Annotated in this window: 13 protein-coding genes; 4 read left to right on the forward strand and 9 right to left on the reverse strand. The window is 69.3% G+C overall.

Annotation, left to right across the window (positions count from 1 at the left end; translation table 11 throughout):
- Window positions 1-20: 20 nt before the first annotated feature.
- The 5 genes from LRP66_RS02705 to glmM all read right to left on the reverse strand — a co-directional run bounded on the left by LRP66_RS02705 (window position 21) and on the right by glmM (window position 4,149).
- A complete protein-coding gene (locus LRP66_RS02705) occupies window positions 21-1,076 on the reverse strand; it encodes a 5-(carboxyamino)imidazole ribonucleotide synthase (RefSeq protein ID WP_230480976.1) in 1,056 nt (351 codons plus the stop codon).
- Between the two features lie 4 nt (window positions 1,077-1,080).
- Entirely contained in the window at window positions 1,081-1,539 is a 459-nt protein-coding gene (gene purE, locus LRP66_RS02710; protein ID WP_443026652.1) for a 5-(carboxyamino)imidazole ribonucleotide mutase, read from the reverse strand.
- Between the two features lie 301 nt (window positions 1,540-1,840).
- Window positions 1,841-2,527, reverse strand: coding sequence for a 2,3-diphosphoglycerate-dependent phosphoglycerate mutase (gene gpmA, locus LRP66_RS02715; RefSeq protein WP_230480978.1), 687 nt, complete (start codon window positions 2,525-2,527; stop codon window positions 1,841-1,843).
- Between the two features lie 57 nt (window positions 2,528-2,584).
- Complete coding sequence (locus tag LRP66_RS02720; RefSeq protein ID WP_230480979.1) at window positions 2,585-2,809, reverse strand: DUF1272 domain-containing protein; 225 nt, start codon at window positions 2,807-2,809, stop codon at window positions 2,585-2,587.
- Entirely contained in the window at window positions 2,809-4,149 is a 1,341-nt protein-coding gene (gene glmM / locus LRP66_RS02725; RefSeq protein WP_230480980.1) for a phosphoglucosamine mutase, read from the reverse strand. Before glmM ends, LRP66_RS02720 begins: the two co-directional genes overlap by 1 nt.
- 97 nt (window positions 4,150-4,246) lie before the next feature.
- Between glmM and LRP66_RS02730 the strand changes: the two genes are divergently transcribed.
- Both LRP66_RS02730 and LRP66_RS02735 read left to right on the forward strand, forming a co-directional pair.
- Window positions 4,247-5,491: a dicarboxylate/amino acid:cation symporter gene (locus LRP66_RS02730; RefSeq protein WP_230480981.1), complete on the forward strand. Its 1,245-nt coding sequence runs from the start codon at window positions 4,247-4,249 to the stop codon at window positions 5,489-5,491.
- Entirely contained in the window at window positions 5,488-6,480 is a 993-nt protein-coding gene (locus LRP66_RS02735; RefSeq protein ID WP_230480982.1) for an aldo/keto reductase, read from the forward strand. The genes LRP66_RS02730 and LRP66_RS02735 overlap by 4 nt, the downstream gene beginning before the upstream one ends.
- 83 nt (window positions 6,481-6,563) lie before the next feature.
- Here LRP66_RS02735 and LRP66_RS02740 read toward each other — a convergent pair whose 3' ends face one another.
- Window positions 6,564-8,150: a peptide MFS transporter gene (locus tag LRP66_RS02740; RefSeq protein ID WP_230480983.1), complete on the reverse strand. Its 1,587-nt coding sequence runs from the start codon at window positions 8,148-8,150 to the stop codon at window positions 6,564-6,566.
- Between the two features lie 126 nt (window positions 8,151-8,276).
- Here LRP66_RS02740 and LRP66_RS02745 point away from each other — a divergent pair, with 126 nt between their 5' ends.
- Window positions 8,277-8,888: a nitroreductase family protein gene (locus LRP66_RS02745; protein WP_230480984.1), complete on the forward strand. Its 612-nt coding sequence runs from the start codon at window positions 8,277-8,279 to the stop codon at window positions 8,886-8,888.
- A gap of 71 nt (window positions 8,889-8,959) precedes the next feature.
- Window positions 8,960-9,316 carry a GntR family transcriptional regulator gene (locus tag LRP66_RS02750; protein ID WP_230480985.1) on the forward strand — a complete coding sequence of 119 codons (357 nt, stop codon included), beginning with the start codon at window positions 8,960-8,962 and terminating at the stop codon, window positions 9,314-9,316.
- Here the strand turns inward: LRP66_RS02750 and LRP66_RS02755 are convergent.
- The 3 genes from LRP66_RS02755 to cobT all read right to left on the reverse strand — a co-directional run bounded on the left by LRP66_RS02755 (window position 9,297) and on the right by cobT (window position 12,481).
- A complete protein-coding gene (locus LRP66_RS02755; RefSeq protein ID WP_230480986.1) occupies window positions 9,297-10,274 on the reverse strand; it encodes a PepSY-associated TM helix domain-containing protein in 978 nt (325 codons plus the stop codon). The two genes, LRP66_RS02750 and LRP66_RS02755, sit on opposite strands and share 20 nt — an antisense overlap.
- 141 nt (window positions 10,275-10,415) lie before the next feature.
- The gene (locus tag LRP66_RS02760) at window positions 10,416-10,661 is read right to left on the reverse strand and encodes a ribbon-helix-helix domain-containing protein (protein WP_230480987.1); all 246 of its coding nucleotides are present in this window, start codon (window positions 10,659-10,661) and stop codon (window positions 10,416-10,418) included.
- Window positions 10,658-12,481: a cobaltochelatase subunit CobT gene (gene cobT, locus LRP66_RS02765; protein ID WP_230480988.1), complete on the reverse strand. Its 1,824-nt coding sequence runs from the start codon at window positions 12,479-12,481 to the stop codon at window positions 10,658-10,660. The genes LRP66_RS02760 and cobT overlap by 4 nt, the downstream gene beginning before the upstream one ends.
- Window positions 12,482-12,485: the final 4 nt, after the last annotated feature.

Consider the following 12,485-nt stretch of genomic DNA (forward strand, 5'->3'; position numbering starts at 1 on the left):
GGCTGGCGCGGGTCGGGCGGTCAGCGCACCACCCGCGTCACATGTCCCATCTTGCGCCCCGGCCGCGCCTCGCCCTTGCCATAGAGGTGCAGGTGCGCGCCCTTTTCGGCGAGCGCGGGTTCCCAGGGATCGTCGCCGATCAGATTTTCCATGACCACCCGCGCGCCGGTCAGCGTCGTGTCGCCCAGCGGCAGGCCACAGATGGCGCGGATGTGGTTCTCGAACTGAGAGGTCTCCGCCCCCTCGATCGTCCAATGGCCCGAATTGTGGACGCGTGGGGCCATCTCGTTGAAGACGGGACCGTTCTCGGTCGCGAAGAACTCGCAGGCGAGCACGCCGACATAGCCCAGTCGCTCGGCGATGCGGATGGCGAGCGCGGTCGCCTCCTCGGCCTGGTCCAGGATGTCGGATGGCGCGGGCAGCGTCGAGCTGCGCAGGATCGCGTCGCGGTGGACATTGTGCGGCGGGTCGTAACGGACCGCGCGACCGTCTTCGGCCCGCGCGATCAGGATCGAGAATTCGTGGCTGAAATGGATGAACCCCTCCAGCACCGCCGGGCCGCCGATCGCCTCGAACGCGGCGGGCGCCTCGGCGATGTCGCGGATCAGCGCCTGACCCTTGCCGTCATAGCCGAACCGCGTCGTCTTCAGAATGGCCGGGCAACCGATCCGAGCAAGGGCTTCGGTCAGGTCGGCGGCGCTGTTCACCTCGGCCCAGGGGGCGGGGCGGCCACCGACCTTCTCGACGAAGCGCTTCTCGGCGATCCGGTCCTGCGCGACACGGAGCGCGGCGGGGGCGGGATGGACGGGCACGCGTTCGGCCAGCCATTCGACCGGCGCCACGTCGATATTCTCGAACTCATAGGTGACGACGTCGCAGGCGGCGGCGAGCGCGGCGAGGGCGGTGGTGTCGTCGTAATCGGCGCGCGTGATCGACAAGGCGGTCTGCGCCGCCACGCTGTCCTCGTCGGGGGCCAGGACCCGTGTGTGATAGCCGAGCTGCGCCGCCGCCACCGCCAGCATCCGGCCGAGCTGGCCGCCGCCCAGGATCCCGATCGTCGAACCCGGCTTCAGCATCGGATCAGCCCTGCGGATCGTTGGCGACGCTGTCGGTCTGGCGCTGGCGCCACGCCTTCAGCCGCTCGGCGAGGCCGTCGTCGGACAGAGCCAGGATCGACGCCGCGAGCAGCCCGGCATTGATCGCGCCAGCCTTGCCGATGGCCAGCGTGCCGACCGGGATGCCGCCGGGCATCTGGACGATCGAAAGCAGGCTATCCATGCCTTTCAACGCCTTGGACTCGACCGGCACGCCCAGCACGGGAAGGTGCGTCATCGACGCGGCCATCCCCGGCAGATGCGCCGCGCCCCCGGCGCCCGCGATGATGACCTTGATCCCGCGATCGGCGGCGGTGGTGGCATAGTCGTAGAGGCGCTGCGGCGTGCGATGCGCGGAGACGACGCGGGTCTCGTGCGCCACGCCCAGCGCCTCCAGCGTCTCGGCGGCGTGCCGCATGGTTTCCCAGTCCGAAGTGGACCCCATGATGATCCCGACCGAAATCATAACCGCTGTTCCGCCTTAGCCCCTGTGGCCCCGGTGCCGGGAAAGCGGCTGACTAGCGGGGTGGGGCGAGGGGGGCAAGTTTCCGTATGCGTTTACGTAGACCCTGAGCGCATTTTGGCGGGGGGCGTGGCCTTCGACGTCGCTCAGCCGGAACGGCGGTCGGGGAAGACCAAGCAGCCAAAGACCGGTTCAGGCCGGGCGAAGTCGAAGCCCAGGGCACGACACCCGCCCGACAGGGAGCAACCAGGGGTGGTCGATCGCCCGACCACCCCCGCGTCGATCAGCGTTCGGACAGATAGTAGCGATCGGTCGGCGTCAGGTCGTCGGCCAGTTCGTAGACGATCGGCTGCGCGGTCGGGATTTCGAGGCCGGTGATCTCGTCGTCCGGAATGTTCGACAGATGCTTGACCAGCGCGCGCAGCGAATTGCCGTGCGCCGAGATCAGCACGCGGTTGCCGTCGCGCAGCGCGGGGGCGATGCGCTCTTCCCAGTAAGGCAGGACGCGCGCGATCGTGTCCTTCAGGCTCTCGGTCTGCGGCACCTCGATGCCCGCATAGCGGCGGTCGCCCGACACGTCGAACTCGCCGCCAGCATCCGCCGGGGGCGGGGGCACGTCGAAGCTGCGGCGCCAGATCTTGACCTGGTCGTCGCCATGCTTGGCCGCCGTCTCCGCCTTGTCGAGGCCGGTGAGGCCGCCATAATGACGCTCGTTCAGCCGCCAATGCTTCTCGGTCGGCAGCCAGAGCCGACCCATCGTCTCCAGCGCCAGGTTCAGCGTCTTGATCGCGCGGGTCTGCAGGCTGGTGAAGGTCAGGTCGAAGTCTAGGCCCTTCTCGGCCATCATCGCGCCCGCTGCCCGTGCCTCGGCGGCGCCTTGCGCGGTGACGTCGACGTCCCACCAGCCGGTGAAGCGGTTCTCCAGGTTCCAGGCGGACTGGCCGTGGCGGATCAGGACGAGCTGGGGCATGGAAACTCCTTCAATGTGACAGGGCCCGCATAGAGCGACGGGCGGCCGTGGTCGAGGTCAGCCGCGAAAACGGGCTTGCGTGGCGGCGGGATTGGCCTTCAGCACGCGGCCCATCCGCGTCGGCCGGTCGAGCAGTTCGCCGCCGCAATCGGGGCAGGTCTCGTCGAGTTCGTCGGCGCATTCGGCACAGAAGGTCGTCTCCAGCGAGCAGATGAAGGCGCCACCCTGGCTGGGGGGCAGCGCGACGCCGCAGCGTTCGCAGTCGGGGCGCATCTCGAGCATCAGGCGGCCACCTCGCGCACCACGTCGCAGATCCGGTCGACCAGCGTCTCGACCTGTCGCTTGTCCTCGCCCTCGGCCATCACCCGAATGACCGGCTCGGTGCCCGAGGGGCGGATGACCAGGCGGCCGCGTCCGGCCAGTTCCGCCTCGGCGGCGGCGATCACGCCCTGCACCTTCTCATGTTCGAGCGGCTTGCCGCCCGCGAAACGGACATTCTTCAGGAGTTGCGGCAACGGATCGAAGCGATGCAGCACCTCGCTGGCCCGCGCGCCCGCCCGCTTGATCTCGGCGAGCACCTGCAGCGCCGCGACCAGCCCGTCGCCGGTCGTCGCATAGTCGGACAGGATGATATGCCCCGACTGCTCGCCGCCGACATTATAGCCGCGCGCGCGCATCGCTTCCAGCACATGGCGGTCGCCGACCTTGGTACGGACGAGGCCCAGGCCCTGCGCACCCAGATGCCGTTCCAGCCCCAGATTCGACATGACCGTCGCGACCAGCCCGCCGCCCGCAAGCCGCCCCTCGCGCGCATAGGCGGTGGCGATGACCGCCATCAGCTGGTCGCCATCGACCACGGTCCCGGTCTCGTCGACGACGATCAGGCGGTCGGCGTCGCCGTCGAGCGCGATGCCGATATCGGCGCCACTGGCGACCACCGTCTCGGCCAGCGTCTGCGGCGCGGTCGAGCCGACGCCGTCGTTGATGTTGATGCCGTTGGGGGTGACGCCGATCGCGACCACGTCCGCCCCCAGTTCCCACAGCGCGGCCGGTGCGACCTTGTACGCCGCGCCGTTGGCGCAGTCGATCACCACGCGCAGGCCGTCGAGGCGAAGCGACTGCGGGAAGGTCGACTTGGCGAAGTGGATGTAACGCCCCGCCGCATCGTCCACCCGTCGCGCGCGTCCGATCTGGCCCGAGGGGGCGAGCGGCACATTCTGCTCGATCAGTGCCTCGATCGACTCCTCCGCCTCGTCGGACAGCTTGTAGCCATCGGGGCCGAACAGCTTGATGCCATTGTCGGCGAAGGGATTGTGGCTGGCCGAGATCATCACGCCGATGTCGGCGCGCATCGAATGGGTCAGCATCGCGACGGCGGGGGTCGGCAGCGGCCCGAGCAGCACCACGTCCATGCCCACGCTGGTGAATCCGGCGACCAGTGCCGATTCGAGCATATAGCCCGACAGGCGGGTGTCCTTGCCGATGACGACGCGGTGGCGGTGATCGCCGCGCTGGAAATAGGCGCCCGCCGCCATGCCGACCTTCATCGCCATTTCCGCGGTCATGACCGCGCCGTTGGTCGCGCCGCGAATGCCATCGGTGCCGAAATATTTTCTTGCCATGCGGCCAGGTCCCTGCCGGTCTAGAAGAGGAAACATATTGTGGTCGCGCCCCGTTTAGCGCGACCTTTCAAAAGCTCAAAGAAACCAAAGGCTGTCGATGTCGCGTGCCACGCTGATCCTGTTATCGCTCGCCGCTGGTCTGCTCGTCGGGGTGGCGGTGGCGACGCTGTCGCCGGTGGCGGCGGGCTATGGTCTGGCGGTCGCCGGGCCGGTGGGGACCTTGTGGCTCAACGGGTTGCAGATGACGGTCATCCCGCTGGTCGTCACGCTGCTGATCACCGGCGTCGCCGCGACGGCGGAGGCGGCGCAGGCGGGGCGGATCGCGGGGCGCGCGATCGCGACCTTCCTGACGCTCGTCACGCTGACCGCGACGATGGCGGCGCTGGTCACGCCCGTGCTGTTGCGGATGGTGCCGATTCCGCGCGGGGCGGCGGCGGCGCTGAAGACCGCGCTAGGCCATGCCGCACCCGTCGGGGAGACGCCGCCGATCAGCGAGTTCCTGTCCTCGATCGTGCCGACCAACGTGTTCGCCGCCGCGACCAACAATGCGCTCCTCTCGCTGATCCTCTTCACCCTGGCCTTCGCCTTCGCGATGACCCGGATCGAGCCGGGCGGCCGTGCGCAACTCCTCGGTTTCTTCACCGCGATCCGCGACGCGATGCTGGTGCTGATCGGCTGGGTCCTGTGGCTGGCACCGCTGGGCGTCTTCGCGCTCGCCTTCGTGGTCGGGGCCAGCGCGGGCGGCGCGGCGTTCGGCGCGCTCGCCCATTATATCGCGACGATCGCCAGCGTCGGCGTGCTGGTGATGCTGATGGCTTACGGCGTGGCCGCCATCGCCGGTCGCGTGCCGCTGTCGCGCTTCGCCCGCGCGCTCGCCCCGGCCCAGGCGGTCGCGATCTCGACGCAGAGTTCGCTCGCCAGCCTCCCCGCGATGGTCGAGGGGACGAAGACGCTGCGGATCCAGCCGACGACCTCCAGCCTGGTGCTGCCGATGGCGGTGGCGATGTTCCGGGGAACCCAGCCCGCGATGAACGTCGCCGTCGCGCTCTACATCGCCGACTGGTTCGGGATCGTGCCGTGCCCGGCGGCGGTCGTGGCGGCGGTGGTCGCGGCGATCCTCGTCTCGCTGGGATCGGCGAGCCTGCCGTCGCAGATCACCTTCTTCGCCTCGATCGCGCCGGTGTGCGTCGCGCTGGGGGTGCCTGCCGCGCCGCTGGGGCTGCTCATCGCGGTCGAGACGATTCCCGACATTTTCCGCACGCTGGGCAATGTCAGCATGGACCTTGCCGCGACCGCGACCGTTTCGCGGTGGAGCGGCACGATCGACGAGGAACGTCCATGAAATATCGCACACTCGGCCCCGAATTCGAGGTGTCCGCGCTGGGTCTCGGCTGCATGCCGATGGCGGGCGTGGGCGCCAACATGTACGGCCAGGCGGACGAGGCGGAAAGCATCGCCACCATCCACCGCGCGATCGAACTGGGCGTGACCCTGTTCGACACCGCCGAAATCTACGGCCCGCTGAAGAACGAGGAACTGCTCGGCCGCGCCATTCGCGGCAGGCGCGATGCGGTGGTGATCGCGACCAAATTCGGCTTTCGCTATGACGAGAACGGCATGACCGGGGTCGATTCCACCCCGGCCAATGTCCAGCGCGCGTGCGAAGGGTCGCTCAGGCGGCTGGGGGTCGAGACGATCGACCTGTTCTACCAGCATCGCGTCGACCCCAATGTGCCGATCGAGGAGACGGTCGGCGCGATGGGGCGGCTGGTCGAACAGGGCAAGGTCCGCCGCCTGGGCCTGTCGGAGGCGAGCGCCGAGACGATCCGCCGCGCCGCCGCCGTCCATCCGATCGCGGCCGTCCAGTCCGAATATTCGCTGTGGGAGCGCGATGTCGAGGCCGACATCCTGCCCGTGGTGCGCGAGCTGGGCATCGGTTTCGTGCCGTACAGCCCGCTGGGGCGCGGCTTCCTGACCGGCCAGATCACCTCGCGCGACGACCTGCCCGAGGGCGACTACCGGCGGAACGATCCGCGCTATTCGGAGGAGAATTTCGACCGCAACATGAAGGTCGTCGAGGTGGTGAAGGCCATCGCCGCCGCGCATGACGCCAGCGCGGCGCAGGTGGCGCTGGCCTGGCTGCTGGCGCAGGGCGACGATATCGTGCCGATTCCGGGTTCGAAGCGGCGGGCGACGCTGGAGGATTCGATGAAGGCGGCGGACGTCACGCTGTCCGCCGAGGATCTGGCGAAGCTCGACGCGGCGTCACCGCGCGGCGCCACGGCGGGGCCGCGCTATGGCGAGCGGGCGATGGCGATGACGCGGCTCTGAGGGCTTCACCCGGCCTCCGCCCAGCCCGAGCGGAGGTCGGGAGCGGCAGGCGGTCGGGTGTGATCCCGACCGCCCCGCTTTCCTCAAAGCGGCTTCTGCTCCAACCGCGTATCGACCCCCGCCGCCGCCGGTTCGGCGAGTTCCTTGTCCCCCGCCAGCACGCCCTCGGCCTTGAGCAGGTCGAGATGCATCAGCTTGGCGACGAACGGCGAGATGACGAGCACGACCACGCCGATCCCGATCGAGAACCAGCCGATCCGCGAATAGACATCGAGCACCTTCTCCGGCCCCGCGCCCTCGCCGCCGGTCGCCTGCGCGATCAGGCCGGCGATGAAGTTGCCCGCCGCGGTCGCCAGGAACCAGGTGCCCATCATCAGCCCGGTCATGCTGGGCAGCGACAGCCGCGTCATCGCGGCTAGGCCGACCGGCGAGAAGCACAGCTCGGCCATGGTGTGGATCAGATAGACGAGGATGACGAAGATCACCGGCGTCGGCACTCCGGCATAGGCCGCCGCACCCGCGACCAGCACCAGGAAGCCCGCACCGACGCCGACCAGGCCGATGCCGAACTTGAACGGCGCGCTCGGCTCCAGCCCGCGCTTGCCCAGGATCGTCCAGAGCGCGGCGAACAGCGGCGCGAGCAGGATGATGAAGATCGAGTTGACCGACTGGAACGCCGAGGCCGGGATGGTCCAGCCGAGCAGCGTGCGGTCGACCGAGCGATCGGTATAGAGGTTGAGCGACGAGCCCGCCTGCTCGAACAGCGCCCAGAAGAGCGGGCACAGCGCGATCAGGAACAGCGCGGCGAAGATGCGGTCGCGGTCGACCCGGGGCAGGGTGAAGACCGCGCGCCACAGGATGAAGATCACCGTCGCGGCGGCGAAGACGACGAGCAGCGTGCCGACCGCGTCCTGATGCTGGATCAACTGCCATACGCCCAGCGTCGCGACGATCGCGCCCAGATAGATGAGCCACTCGCGCGACAGCCCCGCGACGACCGGGGCCCGCAGCACCGGCAGCGACGGCGCCTCGCCCGCGCCGTGAAGCTCGCGCTTGAGCGTGATGAAGGCGATCAGGCCCAGCAGCATCCCGACGCCCGCCGCGCCGAAGCCATAAGCCCAGCCCACCGTCTCGCCCAGCACGCCGCACACGATCGGGCCGAGCGCGCCGCCCGCATTGATGCCCATGTAGAAGATCGAGAAGGCGGGGTCGCGGCGCATGTCGTCACGCGCGTAGAGCTGCCCCACCAGCACCGAGATATTGGCCTTCAGGAAGCCGGTGCCGATCACGATCGAGGCAAGCGCGAGGTAGAAGCCCTCCAGATAGGCCCCCGTCGCGCCTTGCGGCCCCTCCATTACCGCGATCAGGATATGGCCGAAGGCGATGAACAGGCCCCCGGCCAGCACCGCGCGTCTGGCCCCCAGATAGCGGTCGGCGAGATAGCCGCCGATCACCGGCGTGACATAGACCAGCGAGGTATAGGCGGCGTAGATGCCGAACGCCGGTTCGTCGGTGAACAGGAAATGCTTGGTCAGGTAGAAGACCAGGATGGCGCGCATCCCGTAATAGGAAAAACGCTCCCACATCTCGGTGAAGAACAACAGGAACAGGCCCCGGGGATGGCCCAATACCGTTTTGCCGCGCGCGGCGGCCTCATACGCAGTCGCCATGCCGGCGTTTACTCCATCGGGATCGCCCCTCGCGTGCCACGCGGCGCGGGAAGGGCGTAATGGTCCAGTAACCTAACGCCAAAGCCGCGACTGTAAATATCATGCGCGACGACGTAAGGATCGATCATGACCGACCCGCGCCCCGCCGCCTTCAACGACCGCTCGACTCCGCTGACGCTGCTCGCGACCAGGCGGTCGGGCAAGCCGCGCGACCTGACCGCGCCCGGCCCCGACGATGCGCAGCTGGCGCAGATGCTGGCGATCGCCGCGCGGACGCCCGATCATGGCAAGCTGGCCCCGTGGCGCTTCGTGATTGTGCCGACCGAGGCGCGCACCCGGTTGGCCCAGGTGATCACCACCGCCTATCGCGCCGAACGGCCGCAGGCGGGCGCGACCGAGATCGCCTCGCTCGAGCAATTCGCGCATCAGGCGCCGGGCCTCGTCGTCGTTATGTCCTCGCCGCGCCCCGACAGTCATATCCCGATGTGGGAGCAGGAGCTGTCGGCGGGCGCGGCGTGCATGAACCTGCTCCATGCCGCGCACGCGCTGGGCTTTGCGGGAGGATGGCTGACCGGCTGGCCCGCCTTTTCCGACGCGGTGCGCGACGCCTTCGGCGCCGCGCCCGAGCGGATCGTCGGCTTCGTCTTCCTCGGCACCCCCGGTCGCGCGCTCGAGGAGCGGCCGCGTCCCGATATGGCGCGGATCGTATCGATCTGGAACGGACCGGACGAGGCCTGAGTGCGACGAGGCTGCAAACGTTATTGCCCTCCGCCCTCGACATCGCATCCATGTCGCTGTATTAACCTGGCATGACAGCTCTTAGCGGTGACGACAGCCCGGTTTACATCCGCCTGCGCGGGACGATCGCGGCGGGTATCCTGAATGGCACGTACCGGACGGGGGACCAGCTTCCCTCGGTCCGCGCGCTCGCGGCGGAGCAGGGGGCGAACCCCCTGACGGTCGCCAAGGCGTATCAGAGTTTCCAGGACGACGGCTATGTCGAGGTGCGGCGCGGGGTCGGCATGTTCGTGATGCCGGGCGCCGCCGACCGGTTGCGTGCCGCCGAGCGGGAGAGTTTTCTCGCGGTCCAATGGCCGCGCATCCGCGATCACATCGCGCTGCTCGGCCTCGACGCGACCGACCTGCTCAGCGTCGAGCGCGTCTGAGCTTCGGGCGGACCCTGTAGGCTGCCAGGCCGCTTACCGTCGACCATATCGTCAGCAGGCCGATCACCACGGCGAGGGTCCGCCACGGCCAGCCCATGCCCCGGCCGCCATGCAGGCGCTGGACCCAGGACAGCATCGTCGGATCCGCATGGCCCGGCGCTGCGACCGCATCGACGCTGTCGTCGGCGACCTTCACGATGATCGGTCCGTGCCCCGCATAGTGGAGCGTCCAGTCCGGCGACCGCTCGGTCGGCCAGTCGATCGCGGTCAGCCGGCCGCGCGACCAGGCCCGTCCGCTCGCGATCACCCGCTCGACCGACAGCGCCGGACGCGCGAGCGGGGGTGCCGGGGACTGATCCGTCGGTGAGTCCGAAAAGGCGAGCGCCATGCCGCTGACGGTCATCGCCAGGACCGGTAGCGCCGCCCATAGTCCGACCCTTCGATGCCAGGCGAGCGCGGCTTCGCCCTTATGTGTGCGTCGTTTCCTGCGCCTGGGCGGCTGGCGCGTCGTCTGCGCCCAGAGCCCGGTCAGGCTGGCAGACAGCATCCCCGCCCCGATCAGGCCGATCACCCACCGACCGCGCCCCGACAGGAACAGCCCGTCGTGGAACCGCCGCATCGTCCCCAGCACCATGCTATCCGGCCTGCCGCTGGCGAGGATCGCGCCGGTCGGCGGATCGAGGAACACCATGCGGCGGGAGCGATCGCGCGTTCGATCGAGCGTCACCACCACCGGCGACGATCCGTCCCCCATTGCCAGCGCGGCGATCCGCTCGCCGGGTTGCAAGCGGCGATGCGCGGCGTCGACGTAGCGGACCGGCGCGATGCGGGCGGTTCCGCTCGCCCGGACGCGAGCGGGCGACGCGGCGCCCGTCGCCAGGATCGTTCCCGACAGCGCCATGGCGAGCGCGAAGAGGCCGATCGCCAGCGCCAGCCAGCGATGAACCCGCAATCCCATGCTACGCTTTGAAATGGCGGCCACACCAACCCCGAAATCGACGGCGCGCCCCTGCCGGATGGGCGCGGCGGCGTCAATCGGAGGCTGGGTGCCGGGTGCCGGGGCTGGCGCGAAGCCCATGCCCCGGCAAAGCAACCGGCATCACCGCCGCAGGAACAACCAGGACCGGATCGCACTCGCCAGGTTGGGCGCGTCCTCGGCCTCGATCCGCAGCGCGTCGATCTCCGCGACCAGCGCCGATAGCGGCAGGGCGTGGGCCGCCGCCGCGTCCTCCAGCGCCGCCCAGAACACCGGCTCCAGGCTGATCGAGGTGGCGTGGCCCGCGATGGTGATCGAGCGCTTGACCGGGCCGACGAACCCCTGCGCGGGCGCGGCGATCCGGCTCATTCGGTGTCGAACAGGCTGGCCAACTGCTCGATGATCGTGCCGCCGAGCTGCTCGGCGTCCATGATCGTCACCGCGCGGGCGTAGTAACGCGTCACGTCATGACCGATGCCGATCGCGATCAGTTCGACCGGGCTCTTGGTCTCGATCCAGCCGATCACCTGGCGGAGGTGCCGCTCCAGATAGCTGCCCGAATTGACCGACAGCGTCGAATCGTCGACCGGCGCGCCATCGGAGATGACCATCAGGATCCGCCGCTCCTCGGGCCGCGCGACGAGGCGTGCATGTGCCCAGAGCAGCGCCTCGCCGTCGATATTTTCCTTCAGCAGCCCCTCGCGCATCATCAGGCCGAGATTGTTGCGCGCGCGCCGCCACGGCTCGTCGGCCTGCTTGTAGACGATGTGGCGGATATCGTTGAGCCGACCCGGCTGCGGGGGACGCCCGGCCGCCAGCCAGGTTTCGCGGGCCTGCCCACCCTTCCAGGCGCGGGTGGTGAAGCCGAGAATCTCGGTCTTCACCCCGCACCGCTCCAGCGTGCGCGCCAGGATATCGGCCGAGATGGCGGCGATGCCGATCGGTCGCCCGCGCATCGACCCCGAATTGTCGATCAGCAGCGTGACGACGGTATCGCGGAAGTCGGTATCCCGCTCGATCTTGTAGGACAGCGATTGGCCGGGATTGACCACCACGCGGGCAAGCCGCGCCGCGTCGAGAATCCCCTCTTCCTGGTCGAAGTCCCAGGACCGCGACTGCTGCGCCATCAGGCGGCGTTGCAGCCGGTTGGCCAGTTTCGACACCGCCGACTGGAGATGCGCGAGCTGCTGGTCGAGATAGCCGCGCAGCCGGGCGAGTTCCTCGGCGTCGCACAGGTCGCCCGCCGCGACGACCTCGTCGAACTGGGTGGTCCAGGGCTTGTAGTCGAACTGCGCGCTGGGATCGATCAGCGGGCGATTGGGGCGGGTCGGCTGGCTGCCCTCGTCGCCATCGTCGCCGGGTTCGCCGTCCAGATCGTCGAGCGAATCCTGCGACTGGTCCTCGGACTGGCCGTCCTCGCTGTCCGATTCGCGCTTCTCGGCGCGCGCCTCTACCTCGCCTTCGCCCTGGCCCTGTTCGTCGTTATCCTCGTCGCTCTCGTCCTCGTTCTGCTGCTCCTCGCCCTCCTGATCGTCGCCGCCTTCATCGGCGTCCTCGGGTTCGGCGGGCGGCTCGGCGAGTTCGAGGTCGGCGAGCATTCTGGCCGCGAGCGTCTGGAACGCCTTCTGGTCGTCCATCGCGCCCGCCAGCGCATTGAGATCGGTCGCGGACTCCAGCCATTCGCGGACCAGCGCGAGCGCAGGCGCGGTTTCGGCGGGCGAAGGCCGCCCCGTCATCCGCTCGCGCAGTAGCAGGCCGAGCGCGGTCGACAACGGCACCTCGTCCCGGTTGCGCGCGCGGGTCAGCGGATCGGAGCGCAGCCGCACGTCGAGCGCGTGGGCGAGATTGTCGCCGATCCCGGCATAGCCGCGCGCGCCCAGGGCCTCGACCCGTGCCGTCTCGACCGCGTCATAGACCGCGCGTGCGACCGCCTCGACCGGCGCGGCCTTCGCATGAAGCGTGGTGTCGTGCAGCTTCAGTCGCAGCGCGAAGGCATCGGCGAAGCCGCGCGCCTCGGCCACCTGATCGGCGGGCAGCGCGCGGCCGGGCATGGGCACGCGGATATGCTTGCCCGACGATGTCGGCGCATCGGCGGTGAAGGCAAGCTCCACCTCCGGCTCCTGCGCGATGGTGCGCGCGGTGCCGCCGAGAACCGCCTTGAACCGGTCGAGGGGGGTGTCGTTCGCCATCGGG

The sequence above is a fragment of the Sphingomonas sp. Leaf21 genome, assembly GCF_916858675.1.
Lineage (GTDB): Bacteria > Pseudomonadota > Alphaproteobacteria > Sphingomonadales > Sphingomonadaceae > Sphingomonas.

What these genes read in the sequence shown, in the direction of transcription:
- gpmA (WP_230480978.1), bottom strand. Translation starts at nt 2,527, where the DNA reads ATGCCCCAGCTCGTCCTGATCCGCCACGGCCAGTCCGCCTGGAACCTG.
- LRP66_RS02740 (WP_230480983.1), bottom strand. Translation starts at nt 8,150, where the DNA reads ATGGCGACTGCGTATGAGGCCGCCGCGCGCGGCAAAACGGTATTGGGC.
- LRP66_RS02730 (WP_230480981.1), top strand. Translation starts at nt 4,247, where the DNA reads ATGTCGCGTGCCACGCTGATCCTGTTATCGCTCGCCGCTGGTCTGCTC.
- purE (WP_443026652.1), bottom strand. Translation starts at nt 1,539, where the DNA reads ATGGGGTCCACTTCGGACTGGGAAACCATGCGGCACGCCGCCGAGACG.
- LRP66_RS02750 (WP_230480985.1), top strand. Translation starts at nt 8,960, where the DNA reads ATGACAGCTCTTAGCGGTGACGACAGCCCGGTTTACATCCGCCTGCGC.
- glmM (WP_230480980.1), bottom strand. Translation starts at nt 4,149, where the DNA reads ATGGCAAGAAAATATTTCGGCACCGATGGCATTCGCGGCGCGACCAAC.
- LRP66_RS02735 (WP_230480982.1), top strand. Translation starts at nt 5,488, where the DNA reads ATGAAATATCGCACACTCGGCCCCGAATTCGAGGTGTCCGCGCTGGGT.
- cobT (WP_230480988.1), bottom strand. Translation starts at nt 12,481, where the DNA reads ATGGCGAACGACACCCCCCTCGACCGGTTCAAGGCGGTTCTCGGCGGC.
- LRP66_RS02760 (WP_230480987.1), bottom strand. Translation starts at nt 10,661, where the DNA reads ATGAGCCGGATCGCCGCGCCCGCGCAGGGGTTCGTCGGCCCGGTCAAG.
- LRP66_RS02755 (WP_230480986.1), bottom strand. Translation starts at nt 10,274, where the DNA reads ATGGGATTGCGGGTTCATCGCTGGCTGGCGCTGGCGATCGGCCTCTTC.
- LRP66_RS02705 (WP_230480976.1), bottom strand. Translation starts at nt 1,076, where the DNA reads ATGCTGAAGCCGGGTTCGACGATCGGGATCCTGGGCGGCGGCCAGCTC.
- LRP66_RS02720 (WP_230480979.1), bottom strand. Translation starts at nt 2,809, where the DNA reads ATGCTCGAGATGCGCCCCGACTGCGAACGCTGCGGCGTCGCGCTGCCC.
- LRP66_RS02745 (WP_230480984.1), top strand. Translation starts at nt 8,277, where the DNA reads ATGACCGACCCGCGCCCCGCCGCCTTCAACGACCGCTCGACTCCGCTG.